Source organism: Streptomyces sp. NPDC058525, from assembly GCF_042719495.1.
In the GTDB taxonomy this organism is placed as follows: Bacteria; Actinomycetota; Actinomycetes; order Streptomycetales; family Streptomycetaceae; genus Streptomyces.
The window spans coordinates 39,096-61,130 of record NZ_JBHXNP010000039.1; the positions used below are offsets into that span (position 1 = coordinate 39,096).

The 22,035-nt window shown below is 69.9% G+C and carries 21 protein-coding genes and 1 pseudogene; 1 reads left to right on the forward strand and 21 read right to left on the reverse strand.

Annotation, left to right across the window (positions count from 1 at the left end):
* Positions 1-12: 12 nt before the first annotated feature.
* From ACFWP3_RS19505 to ACFWP3_RS19585, 17 genes are all read right to left on the reverse strand, one after another.
* Positions 13-834, reverse strand: coding sequence for an FAD binding domain-containing protein (locus ACFWP3_RS19505; protein ID WP_384222483.1), 822 nt, complete (start codon positions 832-834; stop codon positions 13-15).
* The gene (locus ACFWP3_RS19510) at positions 831-3,236 is read right to left on the reverse strand and encodes a xanthine dehydrogenase family protein molybdopterin-binding subunit (protein WP_384222485.1); all 2,406 of its coding nucleotides are present in this window, start codon (positions 3,234-3,236) and stop codon (positions 831-833) included. The genes ACFWP3_RS19505 and ACFWP3_RS19510 overlap by 4 nt, the downstream gene beginning before the upstream one ends.
* 5 nt (positions 3,237-3,241) lie before the next feature.
* Entirely contained in the window at positions 3,242-3,754 is a 513-nt protein-coding gene (locus ACFWP3_RS19515; RefSeq protein ID WP_384222553.1) for a (2Fe-2S)-binding protein, read from the reverse strand.
* Complete coding sequence (locus ACFWP3_RS19520) at positions 3,751-4,395, reverse strand: NADPH-dependent F420 reductase (RefSeq protein ID WP_384222487.1); 645 nt, start codon at positions 4,393-4,395, stop codon at positions 3,751-3,753. Before ACFWP3_RS19520 ends, ACFWP3_RS19515 begins: the two co-directional genes overlap by 4 nt.
* A 39-nt stretch (positions 4,396-4,434) precedes the next feature.
* Positions 4,435-5,919, reverse strand: coding sequence for an aldehyde dehydrogenase family protein (locus tag ACFWP3_RS19525; RefSeq protein WP_384222489.1), 1,485 nt, complete (start codon positions 5,917-5,919; stop codon positions 4,435-4,437).
* Between the two features lie 33 nt (positions 5,920-5,952).
* On the reverse strand, positions 5,953-6,693 hold the full coding sequence (locus ACFWP3_RS19530) for a type 1 glutamine amidotransferase domain-containing protein (RefSeq protein ID WP_384222491.1): 741 nt from the start codon (positions 6,691-6,693) through the stop codon (positions 5,953-5,955).
* Positions 6,694-6,763: 70 nt separating this feature from the next.
* Positions 6,764-7,522 (reverse strand): P-loop NTPase, encoded by a 759-nt coding sequence (locus ACFWP3_RS19535; protein WP_384222492.1) that lies wholly within the window; start codon positions 7,520-7,522, stop codon positions 6,764-6,766.
* Complete coding sequence (locus ACFWP3_RS19540) at positions 7,523-8,782, reverse strand: PP2C family protein-serine/threonine phosphatase (RefSeq protein WP_384222494.1); 1,260 nt, start codon at positions 8,780-8,782, stop codon at positions 7,523-7,525.
* Complete coding sequence (locus ACFWP3_RS19545) at positions 8,764-9,219, reverse strand: ATP-binding protein (protein ID WP_384222555.1); 456 nt, start codon at positions 9,217-9,219, stop codon at positions 8,764-8,766. The genes ACFWP3_RS19540 and ACFWP3_RS19545 overlap by 19 nt, the downstream gene beginning before the upstream one ends.
* 14 nt (positions 9,220-9,233) lie before the next feature.
* Complete coding sequence (locus ACFWP3_RS19550) at positions 9,234-9,545, reverse strand: STAS domain-containing protein (RefSeq protein WP_384222497.1); 312 nt, start codon at positions 9,543-9,545, stop codon at positions 9,234-9,236.
* A 16-nt stretch (positions 9,546-9,561) separates the two neighbouring features.
* The gene (gene glgX / locus ACFWP3_RS19555) at positions 9,562-11,709 is read right to left on the reverse strand and encodes a glycogen debranching protein GlgX (protein WP_384222499.1); all 2,148 of its coding nucleotides are present in this window, start codon (positions 11,707-11,709) and stop codon (positions 9,562-9,564) included.
* Positions 11,706-12,056, reverse strand: coding sequence for an STAS domain-containing protein (locus ACFWP3_RS19560; protein ID WP_384222501.1), 351 nt, complete (start codon positions 12,054-12,056; stop codon positions 11,706-11,708). Before ACFWP3_RS19560 ends, glgX begins: the two co-directional genes overlap by 4 nt.
* 37 nt (positions 12,057-12,093) lie before the next feature.
* A complete protein-coding gene (locus ACFWP3_RS19565; RefSeq protein ID WP_384222504.1) occupies positions 12,094-13,917 on the reverse strand; it encodes an AGE family epimerase/isomerase in 1,824 nt (607 codons plus the stop codon).
* 1 nt (position 13,918) lies between these two features.
* Positions 13,919-14,368 (reverse strand): VOC family protein, encoded by a 450-nt coding sequence (locus ACFWP3_RS19570; RefSeq protein ID WP_384222506.1) that lies wholly within the window; start codon positions 14,366-14,368, stop codon positions 13,919-13,921.
* Positions 14,368-15,006, reverse strand: a complete 639-nt coding sequence (locus tag ACFWP3_RS19575) for a DJ-1/PfpI family protein (protein ID WP_384222508.1) — start codon at positions 15,004-15,006, stop codon at positions 14,368-14,370. Before ACFWP3_RS19575 ends, ACFWP3_RS19570 begins: the two co-directional genes overlap by 1 nt.
* Positions 14,999-16,618 (reverse strand): GMC family oxidoreductase, encoded by a 1,620-nt coding sequence (locus tag ACFWP3_RS19580; protein WP_384222510.1) that lies wholly within the window; start codon positions 16,616-16,618, stop codon positions 14,999-15,001. The genes ACFWP3_RS19575 and ACFWP3_RS19580 overlap by 8 nt, the downstream gene beginning before the upstream one ends.
* 9 nt (positions 16,619-16,627) lie before the next feature.
* On the reverse strand, positions 16,628-17,014 hold the full coding sequence (locus ACFWP3_RS19585; RefSeq protein ID WP_384222512.1) for a nuclear transport factor 2 family protein: 387 nt from the start codon (positions 17,012-17,014) through the stop codon (positions 16,628-16,630).
* 140 nt (positions 17,015-17,154) lie between these two features.
* On the opposite strand from ACFWP3_RS19585, the pseudogene ACFWP3_RS19590 reads away from it, so the two are divergent.
* A pseudogene (locus tag ACFWP3_RS19590) lies at positions 17,155-18,372 on the forward strand (RNA-guided endonuclease InsQ/TnpB family protein).
* A gap of 21 nt (positions 18,373-18,393) precedes the next feature.
* On the opposite strand, the gene ACFWP3_RS19595 reads toward ACFWP3_RS19590, so the two are convergent.
* The 4 genes from ACFWP3_RS19595 to ACFWP3_RS19610 are packed head-to-tail and all read right to left on the reverse strand — an operon-like array spanning position 18,394 to position 21,849.
* The gene (locus ACFWP3_RS19595; RefSeq protein WP_384222514.1) at positions 18,394-18,849 is read right to left on the reverse strand and encodes a nuclear transport factor 2 family protein; all 456 of its coding nucleotides are present in this window, start codon (positions 18,847-18,849) and stop codon (positions 18,394-18,396) included.
* 25 nt (positions 18,850-18,874) lie between these two features.
* The gene (locus ACFWP3_RS19600; RefSeq protein ID WP_384222517.1) at positions 18,875-19,309 is read right to left on the reverse strand and encodes a nuclear transport factor 2 family protein; all 435 of its coding nucleotides are present in this window, start codon (positions 19,307-19,309) and stop codon (positions 18,875-18,877) included.
* Positions 19,310-19,347: 38 nt separating this feature from the next.
* Positions 19,348-20,991 carry a thiamine pyrophosphate-binding protein gene (locus ACFWP3_RS19605; protein WP_384222519.1) on the reverse strand — a complete coding sequence of 548 codons (1,644 nt, stop codon included), beginning with the start codon at positions 20,989-20,991 and terminating at the stop codon, positions 19,348-19,350.
* Between the two features lie 33 nt (positions 20,992-21,024).
* Positions 21,025-21,849, reverse strand: coding sequence for a type 1 glutamine amidotransferase domain-containing protein (locus ACFWP3_RS19610; RefSeq protein ID WP_384222521.1), 825 nt, complete (start codon positions 21,847-21,849; stop codon positions 21,025-21,027).
* Between the last annotated feature and the right edge of the window lie 186 nt (positions 21,850-22,035).

The following is a 22,035-nucleotide window of genomic DNA, read 5'->3' on the forward strand; positions in this document are numbered from 1 at the left end:
CGCGGTGTGCGGTCAGGCGAGGGCCTGCGCCCTGGCCAGTGCGCGGGCCGTGAGGACCCCCGCGAGGTGGCCGAGGTACTCGGCCGAGGTGCCGCGCCCGGGGACGAACAGCTCCCGGGGCTCGGCGCGGAAGGCGGCGAGGACGGCGTCCGTGGTGTACGGGCCTGCGCGCAGCCGGTCTTCGACCCCGCGCAGGCGCAGCGGGCGTGCGGTGGCTCCGGTGACGGCGATGCGCGGCCCGCCGGGTGTGACCCGTACGGCGGTGGCGCACACCGGGTAGCGGGTGGCCCGGTCGGCGGTCTTCTCGAAGGCGCCGGCCCGGCCCGTCTCGGGCACCAGCAGGGCGGTGACGACCGTGCCCGCGGAGGGGGCCGAGGCCGCGAACTCCTCGGCCGGTACGGTCGACAGCCCGCCGGGGCCGGCCAGTTCGACCAGGGCGCCGGCCGCGATGGCCGCCACCGGCAGGTCGGTGGCCCGGCCGTCGGCGGCCAGGTTGCCGCCGACGGTGCCGAGGTTGCGGACCTGGGGGTCGCCGTTGGCGCGGGCCGCGGCGACCAGCTCCGGTGCCCCGGCGCGGACCAGCGGGTCCGCGGAGAGCTCGGCCAGGGTGGTGAGGGCTCCGATCCGCAGGCCTTCGGGGCCGGCGCCGATGCCCCGCAGCTCCTCGAGCCGGCGGATGTCGACCAGCAGCCGGGCCCGGCCGGCCCCCGTGCGCAGGTCGGGCAGCAGGCTCTGCCCCCCGGCCAGCACCCGGGCGCCGGGCGTTCCGGCCAGCAGGGTCAGCGCCTCTTCGAGGCCCACGGGCCGGACGTAGTCGAACTCGGTGAGGATCACTGGGCTTCCCCTCTCAGGCGGCGCCAGACCTTCTCGGGGGTGAGCGGCATGTCGATGTGCCGGACGCCCAGGTCGGAGAGGGCGTCGACGACGGCGTTGACCACGGCCGCGGCGGGCGGGACGGTGGCGATCTCGCCGGCGCCCTTGGCGCCGAGCGGGTTGTGCGGGCTGGGCGTGACGGTCTTGTCGAGGTCGAAGAACGGCACGTCGGCGGCGCGCGGCAGGGCGTAGTGGTTGAGGTCGGAGCTGATGAGCAGCCCGTTCTCGTCGTATTCGGCGGCCTCCATGAGGGCCTGGCCGAGGCCGTGCACGATGCTGCCCTCGATCTGGCCGAGGACCACCTTCGGGTTGCCGATGTTGCCTGCGTCGTCGACGGCGGTGTAGGCCACCACCTCGGTCTCGCCGGTCAGTTCGTCGATCTCGACGACGGCGACGTGCGTCCCGAAGGGGTAGTTGAAGTCCGGCGGGTCGAAGTGGGTGGTCTCGTCGAGGGCGGGCTCGATCTCCGGGGGCAGGCCCCAGCCGTACCACATGGCCATCGCCAGCTCGGCGAAGGTCTTGGTGTTGGCCTCGTTGCCCTCCTCGTAGACCTTGCCGCCGGCGTAGACGACCTTGTCCTCGGGGATGTCCAGGAAGACGGCGCCGGCCTTGACCAGCTTGCTCTTGATCTTCCGGGCGGTGAGCGCCACGGCGGGCGCGGCCATGCTGTAGGAGCGGGAGCCGTAGGTGCCCTGGCCGTACGGGGCCTTGAGCGTGTCCCCCTCGTAGACCTGGACCTGGGCCGGGTCGATGCCGAGCTCCTCGGCGGCGACCTGGGCGAAGACGGTGCCGTGGCTCTGGCCGGTGGAGGCGGAGCCGACGGTGACGGTGACCTCGCCGGTCGGGTGGACGCGGATGTTCGCGCTCTCCCAGGTGCCGCCCAGCATGCCCTCCTTGGACATCCGGGTGGAGGGGCCGACTCCGCAGATCGCCACGTAGGTGGCGAGTCCGACGCCGAGCCGCTTGCCGCGGGTGCGGGCCTCGGCCTTGCGGGCGGGCATGTCGGCGTAGCCCGACCGTTCGATCGCCCGGTCGAAGTTCAGCTGGTAGTTGCCGGAGTCGTAGGTCCAGCCGAGGCCGTTGTCGTACGGGAACTTCTCCTTCGGCACCAGGTTCTTGCGCCGTACGGCCGCCGGGTCCATGCCGATCTCGGAGGCGTAGCGGTCGACGAGGCGCTCCATCAGGAACGCGGCCTCGGCGCGCCCGCTGCCGCGCTGGGCGCCGAGCGAGACGGTGTTGGTGAAGGCGGCGTAGACCTCGCAGAACGCGGCGTCGATGTCGTACATCCCGCTGATGGAGCGGCCCATGAGGGCGGTGGCCACACCGGGGCCGATCGTCGACGGGTAGGCGCCGAGGTTGGCGTAGCTGGTGCAGCGCACGGCGGTGATGCGGCCGTCGCGGGTCCCGGCGAGGGTGACGTGCTGGCGGTGGTCGCGGCCCTGGACGGTGGAGTTCATCAGCCCGGTGCGGGTGTCCACCCACTTCACGGGCCGGCCGAGGGCCTTGGACAGCAGCAGGACCAGCGCCATGTCGGGGTACAGGTACCCCTTGGTGCCGAAGCTGCCGCCGACGGTCGGGGCGATCACCCGGAGCTTGTTGAAGGGGATGCCGAGGACCAGCGCGGAGAGCAGGAAGCGGTGGTTGTGCGGGCCCTGGGTGGAGGCGTAGAGCGTGTACTCGCCGGTGGCGGCGTTGTAGTCGCCGACCGCGCCGCGGGGCTCGATGGGGCTGTTGATGGTGCGCTGGTTGACGAGGTCGAGCTCGACGGTGACCTCGGCCTCGGCGATGGCCGCGTCGGTGCGGTCCTTGTCGCCGCAGGTCCAGTACGCGTTCAGGTTGCCCGGGACGGCCTCGTGCAGCTGGGGCGCGCCGTCGGCGAGCGCCGCGTCGGCCCGGGTGACCACGGGCAGCGGCTCGTACTCGACGGAGATGGCGGCCAGCGCGGCGGCGGCCTGGCGGGGGGTCTCGGCGACGACCACGGCGATGGGGTCGCCGACGTGGCGGACGGTGTCGCCGGTGAGGACCGGGCGGGCGCCGGGAAGTCCGTAGGGGTGGGGCGGGAAGTGGCTCTCGACCCCGCCGGGTATCCAGATGCAGGGCAGCGGCATGACGTCGGTGAAGTCGGCCGCGGTGGCCACCTTGAGGACGCCGGGCAGCTGCTCGGCGGCCTTGGTCTCGATGGAGAGGATCTTCGCGTGGGCCACCGGGCTGCCGAGGATCGCCATGTGGGCGGTGCCGGGCAGGTCGATGTCCGCGACGTACGTGGCCTCGCCGCGCAGCAGCTGCGGGTCCTCCCGGCTGTCGAGCGGCCGGCCGAGGATGCCGTTGGCGGGGAGGGAGGCCTCCCCCGTCATTGTGGTCATGTCCCTCACGCCTCCTGTCCGGCAGCGGTGGATGCGGAGGAGCCGGCGGGCGCCTCGGCGCGGGCGGCGGCGCAGGCGCGCTGCACGCCGCGTACGACGCTGTGGTAGCCGGTGCAGCGGCAGAGGTTGCCGGTGAGCCACTCGCGGATCTCGGGTTCGGTGGGGGCGTCGCCGCCGGCGGTGTTGTCGACGAGCTCCCCGAGGGCCATGACCATGCCCGGGGTGCAGAAGCCGCACTGGGTGCCGTGCTCCTGGCGCAGCGCCTCCTGGAGGCCGGTCAGCTCCCCGCCGGGGGTGGTGACGCCCTCGATGGTGGCGACCTCGGATCCGGCGGCGGAGGCCGTGAGGATCAGGCAGCTCTTGACGGACCGGCCGTCGAGCCGGACGACGCAGGAGCCGCACTGGCCGGTGTCGCAGCCGACCTTGGTGCCGGTGAGTCCGAGGCCGTCGCGGAGCCGTTCCACGAGCAGTTCGTTCGGCTGCGCCGAGAACTGCTCGGGTCTTCCGTTCACGTTCAGTGTGATATCCATGCCAGCGCCTGCGCTTCCGTGAGCGGCCGGTTGAAGAGGGGCCCGCCGGGCTGCTGGAGAATTCCCCCGGAGTGCAGCGGGCCGGTGTCTACGGGCGCGAATCCCAGATCCGTGATGATTCCCGCGACGATTTCCTTCGCTTTCCCGTCGTCGCCCGCCGTGTAATGCGCCAGGCGCTCACCGGACGCTGTGCTCCCCCTGGACTTCGTCCGGGAGGTGCCCCCAGCGACGGCGAGGGTCTCGAAGTGCATGGTGTTCAGGGATTTCACGACCTGGGCGCCGGGATACCACTCGGCGACCAGGTCGCTGGAGCCGCGCCCGCCGAGGTCTGCGGGGTCACCGGGGCCGGTGAACGCGTTGGTGGCGTCCACCAGCACCTTGTCCTGCACCACGTGCGGGGAGAGGAGCCCGCGCACGCTGTCGAACGGCACCATCAGCACCAGGAGTTCGGCCTGCCCGGCGGCCTTGGCGGGGTGCGCCGCGGAGGCCGCCGGTCCCAGTTCGGCCACGAGCGGGCCGAGGGTCTGCGGGCCCCGGGCGCCCGCGAGCACGACCTCGTGGCCTGCCGCCACGAGGATCCGTGCGAGGACCGTGCCGATCCGCCCGGTGCCGATGATGCCTGTCCGCATTGACGCTCCTCAGTTTCCGGTCTCGGGTCCGAGCAGGGGTCAGTCCATGCCGATCCAGACCGACTTGGTCTGGGTGTAGCTCTCGAGGGATTCGGGCCCGCACTCGCGCCCGAACCCGGAGGCCTTGTAGCCGCCGTAGGGCACCGAGGGGTCGTACTGGTTGTAGCAGTTGACCCAGACCGTGCCGGCCTTGATCTGCGAGGCGACCCGGTGGGCGCGGCGCAGGTCCTTGGTGTGGACTCCGGCGGCGAGGCCGTACGCGCTGTCGTTGGCGATGCGCACGGCGTCCTCCTCCGTGTCGAAGGGGATGATCGACAGGACGGGTCCGAAGATCTCCTCCTGGGCGATGCGCATCCCGTTGTCGACGCCGGTGAAGATGGTCGGGAGGAAGTACAGGCCTTCGCTGGAGGCGCCCTCGGGCGTCCAGCCGGTGCCGCCGGTGCGCAGGACGGCGCCTTCCTTCTCGCCCACCTCGATGTAGGAGCTGACCTTGTCGAACTGGCCGCGGTGGGCCAGCGGCCCGAAGAGGGTGGCCGGGTCGCGCGGGTCGCCGGGCTTGAGGGCGGCGGCCCGGCGCACGAGGCGTTCGACCATCTCGTCGTGGATGGGCCGGTGCAGGAGGAGGCGGGAGCCTGCGGTGCAGATCTCGCCCTTGTTGTAGTAGATGCCGAAGAAGGCGAGCTCCTCGGCGGCGTCGAGGTCGGCGTCGGCGAAGATGATGTTGGCGGACTTGCCGCCGAGCTCCATCGTCACCTTCTTCAGGGTGCCGGCCGCCTTGCGGATGATGGACTGGCCGACGGCGGTGGAGCCGGTGAAGGCGATCTTGTCGATGTCCGGGTGGTCGGTGAGGGTCTCCCCCAGTTCCACGCCGGGACCGGTGACGACGTTCAGCACGCCGTCGGGGATCTCCGCCTCCTGGAAGAGCTCGGCGATCTTCAGGGCGGTGAGCGGGGTGGCCGGGGAGGGCTTGTGGACCACCGTGTTGCCCGCCGCGAGCGCCGGTGCGATCTTCGTCATCGACAGCAGCAGCGGGAAGTTGAACGGGGTGATGGCGCAGACCACGCCCAGCGGTTCGCGCAGGGTGTAGGCCAGCTGGCCGCCGGCCGGGGCCCGCGAGGAGCCGTCGACACGGGTCACCGCACCGGCGTAGTAGTGCATGAGCTGGGCGGCCATGGGGGCGTCGACCGTGCTGGAGAAGGCGAACGGCTTGCCCATGTCCACGGTCTCCAGCAGGGCGATCTCCTCCAGGTCGCGCTCGATGAGCTCACCGACCCGGTTCAGCCGCAGCGCACGTTCCTGCGCGGAGAGTCTGCTCCACGGACCTTCTTCGTACGCCGTGCGGGCCGCGGCGACGGCCGCGTCCGCGTCGGCGGCGGTGGCCTGGGCCACCGGCACGATCTCCTGGCCGTCGACGGGGCTGATGTCCGGTTCGGTACGGCCGTCCTGGGCGGGGACCCATTTGCCGCCGATGAACAGTTTCCCGGGGTTGGCCAAGGGCTGGTCGCTGAGCGCGCGCTTGGTCATGGCTGCCTTCCGGTGTCGGATGCGGGGGCTGTGCTAGCCCTTCGCGAGCTGGGTTAAGAACGTGTCCGCGAGGGCCTTGGAGGAGTACGGGTTCTGGCCGGTGGTCAGCTTGCGGTCGACGACCACGTGCGAGTCCCAGATCGCTTCGGCCTTCTCGTAGCGGGCGCCGAGCCGGGTGAGCTCGGACTCGAGGATCAGCGGGAGCCGGCCGGCCATGTTCGTGACGAGCTCCTCGGCGTGCGAGAAGGCCGTCATCCGGTAGCCCTCGAAGGGCCAGCGGCCTTCGCCGTCGCGCAGCGCGAGGAGCGAGGTGTGGCCGTGGCACACGGTGGCGAGCGGCTTGTCCTGGGCGATGACCCAGCGCAGGATCTGCGCGAGCTCGTCCGACTTGGGCAGGTCGCCGATCGCGCCGTGGCCGCCGCTGACGTACACGCCGTCGTAGTCGGCGATGTCCTTCTCGGTCAGGGACTCCAGCGCGAGGGGGGTGGCGAGCTGCGGGGTGTTCTCGATGACCCGGACGTACTCGGACGCGTTGGCCGCGTCCTCGTCCGGGGAGCCCTGCGGGCGGACCCACTGGAGGAACTGGGGGTCGATGCTCGTCTGGTCGACGGTCGGCGCCCGGCCCCCGATCGTCGCGACGTCCACGGTGTGGCCGGCTGCCTTGAAGAGCTGATAAGGAACGACGAATTCCTCGGCCCAGAATCCCGAGGGGTGCTGTTCGCCGTCCAGCAGATGGAGCGTGGCCTTGGCCGTCATGACGACGAGAATCTTCATGATTCTCTCCTTGTTCTGGATTCGCTGCCGATTCAACACGGCCCCTACTGGGGGGCGTAAGGGGGCGGCGTCAGGCACGTGATACTTCGTCACGTGCGTCCAACGCCGAGATGATGGTGCGGAATTCACCGACCAGGGGGTGGTCGGGATGGGCTTCTGCGAATATGTGCTCTCCGTACAGCGCCGCCATTTCCGGCGAGTAGGGAAGGATTCCGGCCAGGGGGGTGCCATAGACCTCCTCGGCGCGCCGCCGGGCCTTCTCCCGGTCGATCCCTTCGGGGGCCATGCTCAGTACGAGGGTCCGCCGGCAGGCCAGCCGCCCGGCGAGGGCGATGGTCTCCTCGACCCCGGAGAGGTCGATCCGGTCGGCCCGGGCCATGATCATCAGTACGTCGGCGCTCGCCATGGCGGTCACCGACTCGTTGTTGAGCCCGGCGTGGGTGTCGAGCAGCAGGACGTCGAGGGCGTAGTGCCCCGACAGCCGGTCGAAGCCCTCCGGAAGCAGCCCCACGTCGTACCCGCCGGCCATGATCTCCCGCAGGGCGGCGGTCCCGGTCCGGGCCGGTACCACGTACAGCCGGCCTGCCGGAGCGGAGCGGTCGCCCACCTGCTGGGCGGCGGTCTCGATCTCGCAGCGGCCGAGCAGGTAGTCGGCCAGCGAGAGGCCCGGCCGGAGCCGGAACAGCAGGTCCAGGGTGGGTGACTGGATGTCGGTGTCCACCAGCCCCACCCGGCGCCCCTCGGCCGCCAGGAGCAGCGCGAGGTTCGCCAGTACGGAGGACTTCCCGGTGCCGCCGCGGTGCGAGTGCACCACGATGGTGCGGGTCATCTAGGCCACCACCCGGTGACCGGCGCCGTCCGCGTGCGGCCCCCGCGCCGCGCGTGGCCGGTGCAGGGCCAGCATGGTGACGTCGTCGTGCTGTTCGGCGGTGCCGGTGTGCTCGCGCACCGCCAGGTCCATCCGGTCGACCACGGACTTGCCGCTCACCTGGGTGCCGGCGAGCAGTTCCAGCATCCGTTCGTCACCGAGGAAGCTGCCGTTCGGACAGCGGGCCTCGGGGACCCCGTCGGTGAACACGAACAGTGTGTCCCCGGGGTTCAGCTGGGCGTAGCCGAGGGTGTAGACGCAGTCGGGCAGCACCCCGACGGCGGGCCCGGTGACCTCGAGGGCGACGGGCGGGCTGCCGTCGGCGGGCAGCAGGAGGGGCGGGTTGTGGCCGCCGTTGATGTAGACGAGGCTGCCGGTGACCGGGTCCAGCACCCCGAAGAAGAGGGTGGCGAAGTAGCCCTGTCGCAGGTGGTTGCGGGTGAGGTAGCCGTTGGTGGCGGTGACCGCGTTGAGCAGCGGGGTGGCGCCGACCACCGGGATGCGTCTGCTGCCGCCGGTGCGCCCGGCGGCGACCAGGTGCTGGAGGCCGCTGTTCTCGGCGGTGTGCCGCAGCAGCGAGCGGATGAGGGCCATGAAGAGCGCCGCGCCCACGCCCTTGTCGCAGACGTCGGCGACGACGAGGGCGAGCCGGCGGCCGCGGGAGATCTCGAAGACGTCGTAGAAGTCCCCGGCGACCTGCCGGGCCGGCCGGAACCGGACGTCGATCTCCCAGCCTTCGGGGACGGGCAGCGATTCGGGCAGGAAGCCCGCCTGGATCTCGCGGCCGATCTCCAGTTCCTTCTCGTACCCCATGAGTTCGGCGCGGGCGTCGGCTTCGCGCAGGGTGCGGCCGAGTCCGGCGCGCTCCGAGCAGCTGTGCAGCCGGGCCCCGACGAGGGCGGGCAGGAAGGGCGGTACGAGGTAGTCGTGCCCGATCCGGACGTGTTCCTCCAGGGCGGCGAACTCGGCCACCGTCCAGACGACGACGATGGGCGCACCGGCCCAGCGGCGCAGCCGGCGCACGGCCATCCGTACGGCCTCCCCGTCGGTTTCGGCGGGGGCGAGCAGTACGTCCGCGACGGGCAGCAGGTCCTGCGGGCCGTCCCGGAGTTCCGCCAGCGTTCTGGTGACGAGTGCCGCGTCCATGCTCCGCAGCGCCGCCAGCAGCTCGGGCGGCGGGGGCGGGTACTCGTCGAGGATGATCACGGTCGTGGAGGGCATGGGTCCGTCCCCTCAGCCTTCACAGTCAGTGCGCTGATGTTGCGGCCGTCCCTGTGCACGTAGCTGAACTCGTCCACGCTGGTCAGCGCCAGGTGGATGCCGAGGCCGCCGATCCGCCGGTCCTCGGGCGGAACCCCGGGGACCGGCGGAAGGCGGCCTTCGACGGGGTCGAAGGCGGGTGCGGTGTCCTCGATCGTGATCCGGACCCCGCCCGGGCCGGAACGGCCGCGGACGGTGATCCGTCCGTCGCCGCCCCGGTACCCGTGCATCACGATGTTCGTGGCCAGTTCGTCCACGGCCAGCCGGAGCCGGTAGGCGGAGCCCTTGTCCAGGCCCGCCCGTCCGGCCAGCCGCAGGACGAACGAGGCGATGTCGCCCAGTGCCCCGACCGTCGCGGGCACCTCCAGTACGGAGGACGTCCTCGCCAGTTCGACCATGTCAGTCACGGTGTTCACTCATCGGAGAGGACGATGCTGCGGTCGAGTCCGGCCGTCCGGATGGTCCGGGAGACGGGCTCGATGGCACCGACCACCTTGATGGTGACGTTGTTCGCGACCTTCTGCTGGGCGAAGACCAGGGAGCGCAGTCCGGCGCTAGCCATGTAGCCGACGCCCGCCATCCTGATCTCGACGGTGGTGGTGCCGTGGCCGGCGGCCTTCTCGATGGTCTGGTGGAACTCCGGCGCGGTCTTGGCGTCCAGTTCGCCCGTCAGCTCGATGACGGTGGTGTCGCCCTCGATGCTCAGGGACACGGAAAGCGGCATGTCAGGTCTCCTTCGGTCAGGGCGTGTCGAAACGCTCGGGGTCGTTGGTCCGGCCCACCAGGATCACGACCGAACGCGGGCCGATCAGGTACTTCCCGGCGTTGTCCAGCTCCTGCTCGGTGCCCGGGGTGCGGATGTCGTGCGGTGCCTCGGCGCTCGTGTCGGCGAACAGGTGCCAGCTGCGGCCGCCGGGCAGGGCGGGGAGTTCCAGGTCGTGCGACTCCCAGTGCGAGTTCATGGCCACGTACACCACGTCGTCGTCCCCGGTGCCGCAGCGGGCCACCGCCAGCAGCCGGCTCTCGTCGGACCAGTCGGGCTGCCAGGCCCGCTCGCCGTGCCAGCTGATGTCCGGCAGGCCGAGGTTCTCGCGGACCTGTCCGGTGGGGTGGGCGGTGGAGCGCAGCTCGCGGTGGTGCTTGCGGAACTCGATCATCTCCCGCGTGAACCGGAGCAGTTCGGTGTTCTGGTCGACCTGGTCCCAGTCGAACCAGGACAGCTCGTTGTCCTGGCAGTACGTGTTGTTGTTGCCCGCCTGCGTCCGCGCGACCTCGTCCCCGGCCAGCAGCATCGGGATGCCCTGGCTGGTGAAGAGGATGGCGAGGGCGTTCTTCATCTGCCGGGTCCGCAGCCGGTTGACCTCGGGATCGTCGGTAGGCCCCTCGGCTCCGCAGTTCCAGCTGTTGTTGTCGTTGGCACCGTCGTTGTTGTTCTCGCCGTTGGCCTCGTTGTGCTTGTCGTTGTAGGAGACCAGGTCGGCGAGGCTGAAGCCGTCGTGCGCGGTCAGGAAGTTGACCGAGGCCGCGGTGCCGCGGCTGGAGTAGAGGTCGGGCGAGCCGGCGATGCGCGTGGCGAGCTCGCCGGTGACCCCGGAGTCGCCCTTGAGCCAGCGGCGCACGGTGTCGCGGTACTTGCCGTTCCACTCCGCCCAGCGGCCGTACGCCGGGAAGTTGCCGACCTCGTAGAGGCCGCCCGCGTCCCAGGCCTCGGCGATGAGCTTGGTGTGCCGCAGGACGGGGTCGTAGGCGAGCAGTTCCAGCAGCGGCGGGTTGGGCAGCGGGGTGCCGTCCAGGGCCCGGCCGAGGATGGCCGCGAGGTCGAAGCGGAAGCCGTCGATGTGGTAGTCGGCGACCCAGTGGCGCAGGCAGTCGAGCACGTAGTTGCGCACGACGGGGTGGTTGCAGTTGACGGTGTTGCCCGTGCCGCTGAAGTTGAAGTAGTACCCCTCGGGCGTGAGCATGTAGTACGTGGAGTTGTCGAGCCCCTTGAAGGAGATCGTCGGCCCCTGCTCGTTGCCCTCCGCGGTGTGGTTGAAGACGACGTCGAGGATGACCTCGATGCCCGCCGCGTGCAGGTCCCTGATCAGGGTGCGGAACTCGTCGCCCTGCATCCCGTACCGGCCGGTGGCCGCGTAGCCGGCCTTCGGGGCGAAGAACGAGACGGTGTTGTAGCCCCAGTAGTCGTAGAGCTTCTCGCCGGTCTCCGGGTTCGAGCGCGGGTTGTCGCTCTCGTCGAACTCGAACACGGGGAGCAGCTCGATGCAGTTCACCCCGAGTTCCTTCAGGTACGGGATCTTCTCCCGCAGCCCCGCGAAGGTGCCGGGGGCGGTGACCTGCGAGGAGGGGTGCCGGGTGAAGCCGCGCACGTGGGTCTCGTAGACGACGAGGTCCTCGGCGGGGATGCCCAGCGGGGTGTCGTCGCCCCAGTCGAAGTCCTGGAGGCAGACGCGGGAGCGGTACTGGTAGCCGCGGCTGTAGTCCGGTTCCACGCCCCACACGTCGCGGCCGGCGATCAGCCGGGCGTACGGGTCGGACAGGACCTGCCGGGCGTCGAAGCGGTGGCCGCTGGCCGGGTCGTAGGGGCCGTCGGCGCGGTAGCCGTACTCGATGTTCTCGTGGTCGAGGCCGAAGACCGTCATGGCGAAGACGCTGCCGGTGCGGAATTCCTCGGGGAACTCCAGCTCGGCCATCGGCTCGGGCTCTCCGCGTTTGAAGATGACCAGGGTCATGGAGGTGGCCTGGTCGGAGAAGACTGAGAAGCTGACCCCGCCGGGGACCACATTGGCCCCGAAGGGGAACGGTTTGCCGGCGCGGACGCGGTACCCGCCCACCTCGTGGGTCGGGTACGCGTCCACCCGCAGGACCTGCTCGGCCTGGGCCTCGCTCATCGCGCGGCCCTGGCCTTGGTCTTGGCGGCCGCGGCGGCCGCCTCGCCGGTCTCGAAGAAGTCGAGGAAGCCGGTCGCCGACATGACGAACCGGACTTCCTCGCTCACCCCGTAGAGGGTGACGGCGACGCCGGCGTGCTGCGCTTCGCGGTAGACGACGAGCAGGGTGCGCAGGCCCGCGCTGGAGACATAGGTGACCGCCGTGAGGTCGATCTTGAGCGGCTTGCCCTCGCGGACCAGCGGCAGCAGGGCCTGGAGCAGCGCTCCGGATGTCTCGCTGTTGATCTCACCGGTGGCGACGAGTACGGTGCCCGTCTTGTTCCGGCGTTCCTTGACGTTGAGAGTCATTGCTTTCCCCTCTGGTTGGGGCGCCCCCCGTTGAGCGCTACTTCTTGGCCACTGGACGCAGCCGGACCTTGACCTTCACCCGCCCCTGGACGTCGGGCAGCCGCACGGTCAGGGCGTCCGCGTCGAAGTCCGTGTACGGCTTCTCGTCGATGTCGACGGAGGCGATCCGCACCGAGCCCGCCGGGAGCAGGTCGGGCGAGACGCGCAGGACGCGGTCGGGCAGGTCGGTCGGGTCGGGCTGGAAGTGGAAGTCCATCTCCCGGCCGTTGATGAGCAGGTTGTTGTAGACGGCGGCGAGGTAGCACAGCTCCGCCGAGTGGTACATGGACATCGAGTGGCTGCCCTTGAGCCGCTCGGTGCCGAGGAGGTACGGGGTGCCGCTGGCGAGCACGTTGAAGTAGACGGCTCCCTCGTCGTGGTCGAGGAAGAAGGTGTTGTAGAAGGCCTCCGCCTGCCGGGCCTCGCGCACGTTGGCCTCGCCGCCGACGGTGCCGCCCAGGATGAGGTAGGCGAGGATCGCCTGCTCCTGCTGCCACCAGGCCTTGCGGTCGTGCCAGGCGAAACGATACGTCTCCTCGTCGCCGGACTTGGTCCGCTCGACGACGTCGTACCAGCCGCCGCGCTGCACGTCGCTGCCGACCGGGGGCATGATCTCGCCGATCTTCTTGGCGAGCTCCTCGTACGCCGGCTTGGCCTTCAGCGAGTTCATCCGCATCAGGTTCCAGGCGATCTTGAGGTTGTGGCCGACCACGGCGCGGTCCTGCTGCCAGCTGTGCGCCTTGTCGTGGGACCAGTCGCGCATGAAGCGCTCCTGGACGAAGGGGCTGTTCTTGTAGTCCGGGAACTTGTCCGCGATGGTGTCGAAGGTGTACTCGAGGAAGTCGGCGTACTTCTGGTCGCCGGTCGCCAGGTACAAGTTGATCAGGTACGCGGGCGCGTGGTCGCCGACCGAGTTCCAGTTCTTGCGCTCGGCGTTCTCCCCGAGGGACTCGTGGTCGGCGCTGAAGAGGATCGGGTCGATGTGCGAGTAGTAGCCGCCCTGCTCCGGGTCGAAGAAGAACTTGTCGAACAGCCGGATGGTGGCGTCCGCGTCGTTCTTGATCCGGACGTCACCGGTGACCCGGTACGTCTGGATGGGGCCGGCCAGCGCGTAGATCTGCTCGTACATCGGGATCGCGTCGTAGTCGTCGGAGAACTCCGAGGTGAACAGCTTGCGCTCGCTGTCCCCGTCGACGCTGATGCCGTGGTACCAGAAGACCACGTCCTCCTCGCTGTCCACGACCCGCATGTGCTTGCGCAGGTACTCGGTGCCGCGCTCGGCGACCTCCAGGTACTCGTCCTTGCCGGTCAGCAGGTAGGCCGAGGCCATGCCGTAGACCAGGCGGGAGATCGTGTCGGTCTCCTGGACGTGGCTCGCGGTCTTGTCACCGCCGAGCCGGATCTCGGTGCGGTACTCGGTGAAGTCCACCGGCCCGTCGCCGAACTGCGCCCGCTTGTAGAAGTCGGCCAGCGACTCGATCTGCTTGATCCACCAGCTGGGCTCCTCGAAGCGGTAGTCCTCGGCGCCGCGGCCCAGGAACACCAGGCGCTTGGCGTCGTAGCGCCCGCCCTGCTCCGGGTAGTGGACGCCGTAGACGAAGAGGAACCGGCCCGGCGACAGCATCTCGTCGATGTGCCCGGAGGCGTCGATGTACGGCTCGTCCAGGTTGCGGACCAGCTCGGCGCTGGGGCCGCCGGCGAGCGAGACGTCGAAGCCCCGGCCGTCGGAGGTCTTCAGGCGCAGCAGGCGCGACGCGGAGTCGAAGCGTTCGACGTAGCCGGCGATCGTGTCGGAGAAGGAGAAGCTCACGGCGTCCGCCATGTCAAGCACCGTCCTTGTCGTGAGAGCCCTCGTGAGTGCGGTCGTCCTCGAATCCCTGGCTGACCTCGACGATCACCCCGTCGGGATCGCGGACCCACACGGTCCGCCATCCGCAGATGAAGTCGTCGAAGTCCAGCGGCCCCAGGGTCACTTCGGCCGCGTCGCCCAGCGATGCCAGGAACGCGTCCACGCTGTCGGTCTGGAAGGCCAGGTGGCGCATCCGCCCCGGGGCCTGCGGCCCGTCGTCGTTCGCCGGGCGGGCCGGTTCGGCGTCGCCGGCCGCGAAGAGCTCCAGGTACGCGTCCCCCTTGCGCAGGAACACGATCCGGGCCTCGCCCAGGTCGACCACCCGGGCCCGGGTGAAGCCGAAGTACCGGGTGTAGAAGTCCTCGGTGGTCTTCTGGTCCGCGCAGTTCAGGCCCACGTGCGACCAGACCATCGGGCCCGGCATCAGGGGGCACCTCCCAGCGGCGGCCGGGCGTCGGCCCCCCGGCCCCGTCCGGCCGCGACCAGCTCGATGATGCGGCGGGCGAAGAGGTGGTGGTGGGCGCCGGTGCGGCCGGTGACCAGGTCCCCGTCGACCACCACGTCCTCGTCGACGTACTCCCCGCCCATGTTGCGGACGTCGCCGATGAGGTTGTTGTGGCAGACGACCTTGCGGCCGCGGATCTTTCCGGGGATCGAGGAGGCCAGCCACATGCCGTGGCAGATGATCCCCTTGAGGACCGTCGGCTCCTCGAAGGCCCGGCGCAGCAGCTCGGTCGCCGGGGCGAGGACGTCCACGTCCTCGGTGTAGCGCAGCCGGTCGGCCACCATGCCGGAGGGCACGATGATCGCCGCGTACCGGCGCAGGTCCTCGTCGCTCAGCCCCTCCAAGGACCGGGTGGCGGTGAAGGGCGCCCGGTACTCGTGGCCGGAGAAGGTGATGGAGTCGTTGCCCCACAGCCGGGTCAGGAAGTCGACCCCGGCGCCCTCCTCCGCGAACCGGTGCTGGTAGTAGAAGATCTCGGGCTCGTAGAAGTCGCTCTCGACGAGCACCGCGATCCGGGTCCCGCTCAGCGCGCCCTCGCGCAGCACGGCGTCAGGCACGGGAGGCCCCCTTCAGGAAGTCCGCCGCGCGCTCGGCGATCATCGCGATGGCGGTGTGGCAGTTGCCCGACGGGACGGCGGGCATCACGCTGGCGTCGACGACGCGCAGGTTCCGTACGCCGTGCACGCGCAGTTCGGGGTCGACTACGGAGAGGTCGTCGATGCCCATGCGGCAGGAGCCGGCCTGGTGGTGGTAGCTCTCCGACTTCTGCTTCGCGAAGGTCCGCAGGTCCTCGTCGGAGACGTAGCCGGGTCCGGGCTGGAGCTCCTGCTTGTACCAGGGCGAGAAGGCCGAGGTCGCGAAGATCTCCCGGGCGATCTTGATGCCCTGGACCATGCGCTCGAGGTCCCACCGGTCGCCCAGGTAGTTCGGGTTGATCAGCGGGTGGGCCAGCGGGTCGGCGCTCGCGAGCCTGATCCAGCCGCGCGAGGCCGGGCGCACCACGCCGGGCAGGATGGACACCGTGTTGGGGTGGTCCTGGCCGACGATCACGTCGAAGGGCACGTGGACGAAGGCGATCTGGAGGTCCGGCGCGGGCAGTCCGGGCTGCGAGGACAGGAACAGAGCGCTCTCCGACAGGTTCTGCGCCGGCGGCGGGAGCTCCTGGGTCACCTCGGCCATCAGCCCGGTGAGCACGTGGTTGTGGAAGTTCTCGCCGACCCCGGGCAGGGCCGCGGTGACCCCGATGCCGTGCTCGCGCAGCTGCTCGGGGTTGCCGATGCCGGAGAGCAGCAGCAGCTTCGGGGACTCGATGGCCCCGGCCGCCACGATCACCTCCCGGCGGGCCCGTACGGTGTGCGTCCCGGGGGCCGCGGCGGAGCTGTGCCCGTCGCGCACCGTCCGGCCCGGGACGTCGCTGCCCGAAAGCGTGGCGGGGGCCTGGAGCTGGGCGTACTCGACGCCCGTGCAGGTGTCTCCGTCGAAGAGCAGCCGGGTGGACTGCGCGTTGGTGCGCAGCGTCAGGTTGGCGCGGTCCAGGGCGGGCTCGAGGTAGGCGGCGAGCACCCCCTGGCGGCGGCCGTCGGCCACGTCGATGTGGTGCCAGCCGGTGCCGAAGAGGCCGCGCCGGGGACCGTCGGTGTTGAAGTCGGCGATCTCCTCGTGGCCCAGCTCGACCGCGGCGTCGATGAAGGCGCGCGAGACCGGGTTGGGGCCGTGCCGTCCGGCGTTGGTGATCCGCTGCGGACCGCGGGTGCCGGTGGTGGCGGCGGTGGCGTCCTCCTGGCCCTCCAGCAGGGCGAAGTACGGGAGCACGTCCTCGTACGCCCAGCCGGCGGCGCCCTGGTAGGCCCAGTTGTCGAAGTCCGAGGCGTGGCCCCGGATGTGCATCATGATGTAGAGGTTGCTGCTGCCGCCGGGGGCCTTGCCGCGCGGTTCGTAGGTGCGGCGGCCGTCCAGGCCGGGCTGCGGGGTGCTGGTGTAGCCCCAGTCCACGGGCCCGCCGAGCAGCTTGTACCAGGAGGACGGGTCGTCCACCTCGGGCGGGATCCGGGAGCCGCCCGCCTCCAGGACGAGGACGGAGACGTCCGGGTCCTCCGAGAGCCGGTTGGCCAGGACGCTGCCCGCGGTACCGGATCCCACCACGATGTAGTCGTACTCTTCCACGCTCATCGGTCCCCCTCAGCCCTGGCTCAGCACCTGGAAGGGGACGGTGTCGTGGTGGTTCGCCATGTAGGCGATCTTTCCGTCCACGATCCGGAAGAAGTTCATGACGCGGGCCTCGATGGCCTCGCCCGAGGCGCTGACCGCGGTCAGGTGCGAGACGGCGGCGGCCTTCTCCCCGTCCGCGTCGACGATGAAGTGCACGGGCTCGTTCCGGAAGACCCGGTACATGGTGCCCATGCCCTTCATCATCGACCGCAGGACCTCAAGGCCCTCGATGTGGCCGGCGAGCTGCTCGTCCATGACCTGGTCGTCGGCGAACAGGTCGCACCAGCTGTCCCAGTCACCGGCGTTGGCGTATTCGTAGTACTTGGTGAGGATCGTTCGTGAATCGATCGCGCTCATCCCACTCTCCTTGCGTGGAAACCCCCGGTGTTGACCGGGGAAGGCAACTTCGGCCCGGAGCAGCACAGCCTTGGAGTGCCGTTGTGTGACGCTGTGACCTGGGCTTGTGTTCGGATCCTGACCACCTCTACCGTCCAGGCATGTGGACTTCCTCCGCGAAGCGGGCATTCAAGTAACGCTTCTATCCGACCGACACTCAGGCGGTAGAGCTGTCGCGGACTTTCGGATGCGTGCGGAAGGTCTACAACCTCGCCCTTGCCGCCCGCACCGACGCGTGGACGGTTCGCGGGGAGCGGGTGACCTACCCGCAGACCTCGGCGATGCTCACTGCGTGGAAGAAGACCGAGGAGCTGGCCTATCTGGCCGAGGTATCCTCGGTTCCGCTCCAGCAGGCGCTGCGGCATCTGCAGACAGCTTTTGTCGGATTCTTGGGGAAACGGGTGCAGCACCCTCGCTTCAAGTCGAAGAGGAAATCCCGCGCCAGCGCCGAGTACACACGCAGCGCGTTTCGCTACACCGCCGGGCGACTCACCCTCGCGAAGATGGCCGAACCGCTTGACATCGTGTGGTCGCGCCCCATCCCGGATGGTGTGGAGCCGTCGACGGTCACCGTGTCCCGTGATAGCGCCGGCCGCTGGTTCGCCTCCCTGCTGTGTGAGGACACCCCCGCCCCCATGCCGACTACCACAAACGCAGTCGGCATTGATGTCGGGCTGACGACCCTGGTCACCCTCTCCACCGGCGAGAAGATCGACAACCCGAAGCACGAACGCAGAGACCGGGAGCGGCTCGCCCGTGCGCAGCGGGCTTTGTCGCGGAAGGAGAAGGGCGGCAGCAATCGGGCCAAGGCCCGGGTCCGGGTGGCCCGGATCCATGCTCGGATCGCCGACCGACGGCGGGATCATCTGCACAAGCTGACGACTCGACTCGTGCGTGAAAACCAAACGCTCGTGATCGAAGACCTGGCTGTCCGCAACATGTTGGGGAACCCCAGCCTGGCCCGCGCCATCTCCGATGCGGGCTGGCGCGAGCTGCGCGAGATGCTGGAGTACAAGGCGGGCTGGTACGGACGCGAGCTGATCACCGTCGACCGGTGGTTCCCCAGCTCGAAGCTGTGCTCGACCTGCGGGTCCATCGCCGACACGATGCCCCTGGACGTCCGTGAGTGGACGTGTGAGAGTTGCGGGACGACCCATGACCGGGATGGAAACGCAGCAGTGAATCTTCTGGCCGCCGGGCTGGCGGCTGCTGCCTGTGGAGCGGATGCAAGACCTCAACGGGAGTCCTCCTCTCGGTCCGGGCGATCCGTGGTGAAGCAGGAAACCCCACCCGCGAGGGTAGGAATCGTCTCCCAATAGGGAGAAGTAGAGGTCAACCCCCTATCGGTCCCTGCGGGTTCCGTCCGGCGCGAACGGCGCCCAGAACTGGCTGAAGGCGGAGGCCGTGTCGCCGAAGAGCCCGTCGCGGCCCTCGACGATCCGGCCGTCCCGCCACCGCATGTAGTGGAAGACCGGGTAGTCCATCCGCTCGTACGGGGACCGGCTGCCTTGGTCCGCGCCGTCGCGCACGGCGACGTTGCGGCAGATGTCGGCGGAACAGTCCTCGCCGACCAGGACCGCTTCCAGGTCCATCCGGAAGGTGCCGCCCGTGAGCTTGTGGGTCTGCCCCATCAGCTCCAGGAAGGCGTCCAGGCTCTCGTACCAGCCGGCGAGCGGGTGGTTGCCCGGCACCAGCCAGCGCAGGTCCTCGGAGTAGTACTCCAGGATGCGTGCCCGGTCGCCGGAGCCGAGGGCGGCGTAGGCCGCCCGGACCCGCTCCGGTGTCACTTGGGTCATCGTCGCTTCTCCTTCGCCGGCGCGGTCAGAGGGAGCCGGAACCGGGCATCGGAGCCAGGTCGTTGACGGTGTACTGCTTGATCAGCGGCCCGTCGGGGCCGGCCACCACGGTCCAGGTCTGGTCGGCGTCGAAGCCGAGCCACTCGCTGCGGGCGGCCGGCGGGTTCCAGATCTTGGCCTGCCAGTTGACGAGCACCCGGACGGTTCCACGGTCGCCCTCGATGACGGGCTCCACCTTCGTGACGGTGTGCACCTCGTCGAAGAACCGGTTGGTGACGGCCTCGTACCAGCGGCCGAAGCCCTGGTGCCCGAGGAAGACGTCCTCGGGGACCTTGAACTCCAGGTCCTCGGTGATCAGGGCGAGCACCTGGTCCAGCGGTACGTGCTGGTCCAGCGCCACGTACCAGTCCTCGGCGAAACTGCGGATCGCGTCCTCGGTCAACTGCCGCTCGGCGGGCATGCGGTCTCCTCCTGTTCCGTGCTGCGTGACTGCTCTGGTCAGATCTGGATGTCGACGAGGAACGGACCGGGGTGGGCCAGCATCCGGCTCACGGCCGCGGCCGCCTCGTCCGGCTTCTCCACCCGTACGCCGCCGGCGCCGAGCGAGCGGGCCAGCCCGGCGAAGTCGATCTCGGGGTGGGAGAGGTCGAAGGAGCCCGGGAACCCGTGCTCCGGGATGTCCCGCTCCCGCCAGTACTGGGCGATGTTGTCGTCCAGCAGCCGGTACTTGCGGTTGTTGCAGACGACGAACTTGGCGTCGATGCCGTGCCGGGCCGCCGTCCACAGCGCCTGGTACGTGTACATCGACCCGCCGTCGCCCGCGAAGCCGACGACGAGCCGGTCCGGACGGGCCAGCTTGGCCCCGACCGCGCCCGGGAAGCCCACGCCCAGCGAACCGCCCCGGGTGAGGTGGTAGTCGCCCGGGCGCTCCGCGGGCAGGTACTTCGTGACGAGCGGGGAGGTGGTCAGCGCCTCGTCGAAGACGATCAGGTCCCCGGCGGTGCGCTCGGCGAGGGTCCGCAGGAAGACCTCCATCGGCGTGCCGCCGTCGGTGGCCGACCGCGCCTCCCGGGCCCGCTGCCGGGCCCGTACGTCGATCCGGGCGGCCGCGGCGGCCCGCTGCTGCGGGGTCAGCCGGTGCTCCAGTACGCCCGCCAGTGCGCGCAGCGCCTGCTTGGGATCGGCGGCGAGGCCCAGGTCCACCGGGTGGTTCTTGGCGATCTCATAGGCGTTGAGGTCGATGTGGACGATCTTCGCGCCGGCCCGGAAGGGGCTCTCCAGTTCGGGGAACACCTCCGGGAAGACGTAGGTGCCGACGATCAGCACCCCGTCGGCGCTCCCGACCAGCTCCTTGCTGTGCGGGCCGAACATGTGGCCCGTCTGGCCCCGGCGCAGCGGGTGCGAGGCCGCGATGTTGACCTCGGAGGAGTCGACCTCGTACACGTCGGCGCCCAGCAGCTCGGCGACGGCGGCCAGTTCGTTCTGCGCCCCGGAGAGCGCGACCCCGTCCCCGATGAGGAGGACGGGCCGCTGGGCGGAGGCGAGCAGCTCGGCCGCCCGCCCCACCGAGGCCGGCGACGGCGCCACGTCCGTGAGCGGCACCGTGGCGGGCAGCACGGGCTCGGAGTTGAGCTCGTCCAGCACGTCCATCGGCAGCGCCACGAACACGGGACCGCGGGGCGGGGTGAGCGCGATCTTCACGGCCCGCCGGATGGTGCGGAGCACCGAGTGCCGGTCGGTGACCCGGGTCGCGTACTTGGTCACCGGCTTGGCCATCGCCACCAGGTCGGACGCCATCTGCGCGTCCATGGCGTCGTAGCGGACCCCGGCGTCGCCGGCGACCACGACGAGCGGGGTGTGGCCGCGCAGCGACTGGTAGAGCATCCCGATGCCGTTGCCCAGCCCCACCCCGGAATGCAGCTGGAGGAGCGCCGCGCCGCCGGTCGCCCGTGCGTACCCGTCGGCGATACCGGCGGCCACGGTCTCCTGGAGGGCGAGGATGTACTGGAAGTCCTCCGCCGCGTCCACCGCGTCGAGGAATCCCTGTTCCACCGTCCCCGGATTTCCGAACATCACATTCAGGCCGTCGGCCTTGAACTGCTCGATCAGCCTTTCCCGTCCGGGAGTGGCTCCGGTATTCATCGAACTCCCCCTCATTCCCACGAGTTTCCGGAACTACCAGCCGTATCGGGTGAGGCCGTCCTCGAGGACTTCCACGATCTTCTGTCCGGTGAGGTACGAGTCCGGGGTGGACCGTCCGGTCACGAACGGGAAGTCGACGATGACGGACACGGGCTTTCCGAAATTCCCGTGGTACGCGCCGCGCTGGCCCGTCGCATCGCGCAGGATGTACTCCAGCGGGTACGGCGGCGGTCCCATGTTGAAGTCGGTACCGAGGAATCCGGTGCCGTCCTTGTAGTCGTACTCCTTGCAGTGGCCGGTCACGTGCTTGCCCCAGATGATGCTCTTGCGGTCGCTCCAGTCCCGGGCGAAGGCCAGGCAGGCGACCCCGTAGCACTCCGCGGCCACGACCTTGCCGGCCTTCTTGAAGGCCAGGATCAGGGCGTGCACGCGCTCGTTGTTGGCGAGGTCGGCGATCGGGCCGCTGCCGCCGACGATGAGGATCGCGTCGTAGTCGGCGATGTCGGCGTCGAGCTTGTCCAGGTCGCGGTGGTACTGCTCGAGCTTGCGCAGGTAGCCCTCGTCGCTCGTGTACGGGCGCTCGGGGACCCACGCCTCGATGTCGAGCGGCGAGTCGAGCCGGCTCGACTGCTCGAACTCCCGGCCCAGCCGGGCGTTCTCCTCGGTGGTGACCGAGCGTCCCAGTGGAGGGTCGATGTAGTTCGCGTCGAGGCTCGGCGGGAGAGCGTGTGCACGCTTTCCGGTCGGCGTGGCGAATATGACCTCGTAGCCCCGCTCATCGAACTTCGATACCGGGCCTATCAGTTCTTCGGCCCAGTAACCGTGTTCGGAGACAATGACCAGAATCTTTCTGCTCACGTATTCCTCCAGGCGCCGCCTGTTGTCGTTGGCGTCCACCACACTGGCCGCGCCCAGAGGCTGCGTCAAAGCGCCCGTGTGCGACTTCGTGAGGTAGCGGCCCAGGTCATGGGGGCACCTCAGGAAGTCGTCCGCCGACGTCATGAAGTAGCTTCAGGACTACCTGACTTCGGCCGAATCACTGAA

What these genes read in the sequence shown, in the direction of transcription:
- ACFWP3_RS19530 (WP_384222491.1), bottom strand. Translation starts at nt 6,693, where the DNA reads ATGAAGATTCTCGTCGTCATGACGGCCAAGGCCACGCTCCATCTGCTG.
- ACFWP3_RS19585 (WP_384222512.1), bottom strand. Translation starts at nt 17,014, where the DNA reads ATGAGCGCGATCGATTCACGAACGATCCTCACCAAGTACTACGAATAC.
- glgX (WP_384222499.1), bottom strand. Translation starts at nt 11,709, where the DNA reads ATGAGCGAGGCCCAGGCCGAGCAGGTCCTGCGGGTGGACGCGTACCCG.
- ACFWP3_RS19595 (WP_384222514.1), bottom strand. Translation starts at nt 18,849, where the DNA reads ATGACCCAAGTGACACCGGAGCGGGTCCGGGCGGCCTACGCCGCCCTC.
- ACFWP3_RS19525 (WP_384222489.1), bottom strand. Translation starts at nt 5,919, where the DNA reads ATGACCAAGCGCGCGCTCAGCGACCAGCCCTTGGCCAACCCCGGGAAA.
- ACFWP3_RS19565 (WP_384222504.1), bottom strand. Translation starts at nt 13,917, where the DNA reads ATGGCGGACGCCGTGAGCTTCTCCTTCTCCGACACGATCGCCGGCTAC.
- ACFWP3_RS19605 (WP_384222519.1), bottom strand. Translation starts at nt 20,991, where the DNA reads ATGAATACCGGAGCCACTCCCGGACGGGAAAGGCTGATCGAGCAGTTC.
- ACFWP3_RS19580 (WP_384222510.1), bottom strand. Translation starts at nt 16,618, where the DNA reads ATGAGCGTGGAAGAGTACGACTACATCGTGGTGGGATCCGGTACCGCG.
- ACFWP3_RS19535 (WP_384222492.1), bottom strand. Translation starts at nt 7,522, where the DNA reads ATGACCCGCACCATCGTGGTGCACTCGCACCGCGGCGGCACCGGGAAG.
- ACFWP3_RS19520 (WP_384222487.1), bottom strand. Translation starts at nt 4,395, where the DNA reads ATGCGGACAGGCATCATCGGCACCGGGCGGATCGGCACGGTCCTCGCA.
- ACFWP3_RS19560 (WP_384222501.1), bottom strand. Translation starts at nt 12,056, where the DNA reads ATGACTCTCAACGTCAAGGAACGCCGGAACAAGACGGGCACCGTACTC.
- ACFWP3_RS19545 (WP_384222555.1), bottom strand. Translation starts at nt 9,219, where the DNA reads ATGGTCGAACTGGCGAGGACGTCCTCCGTACTGGAGGTGCCCGCGACG.
- ACFWP3_RS19550 (WP_384222497.1), bottom strand. Translation starts at nt 9,545, where the DNA reads ATGCCGCTTTCCGTGTCCCTGAGCATCGAGGGCGACACCACCGTCATC.
- ACFWP3_RS19540 (WP_384222494.1), bottom strand. Translation starts at nt 8,782, where the DNA reads ATGCCCTCCACGACCGTGATCATCCTCGACGAGTACCCGCCCCCGCCG.
- ACFWP3_RS19510 (WP_384222485.1), bottom strand. Translation starts at nt 3,236, where the DNA reads ATGACCACAATGACGGGGGAGGCCTCCCTCCCCGCCAACGGCATCCTC.
- ACFWP3_RS19570 (WP_384222506.1), bottom strand. Translation starts at nt 14,368, where the DNA reads ATGCCGGGCCCGATGGTCTGGTCGCACGTGGGCCTGAACTGCGCGGAC.
- ACFWP3_RS19600 (WP_384222517.1), bottom strand. Translation starts at nt 19,309, where the DNA reads ATGCCCGCCGAGCGGCAGTTGACCGAGGACGCGATCCGCAGTTTCGCC.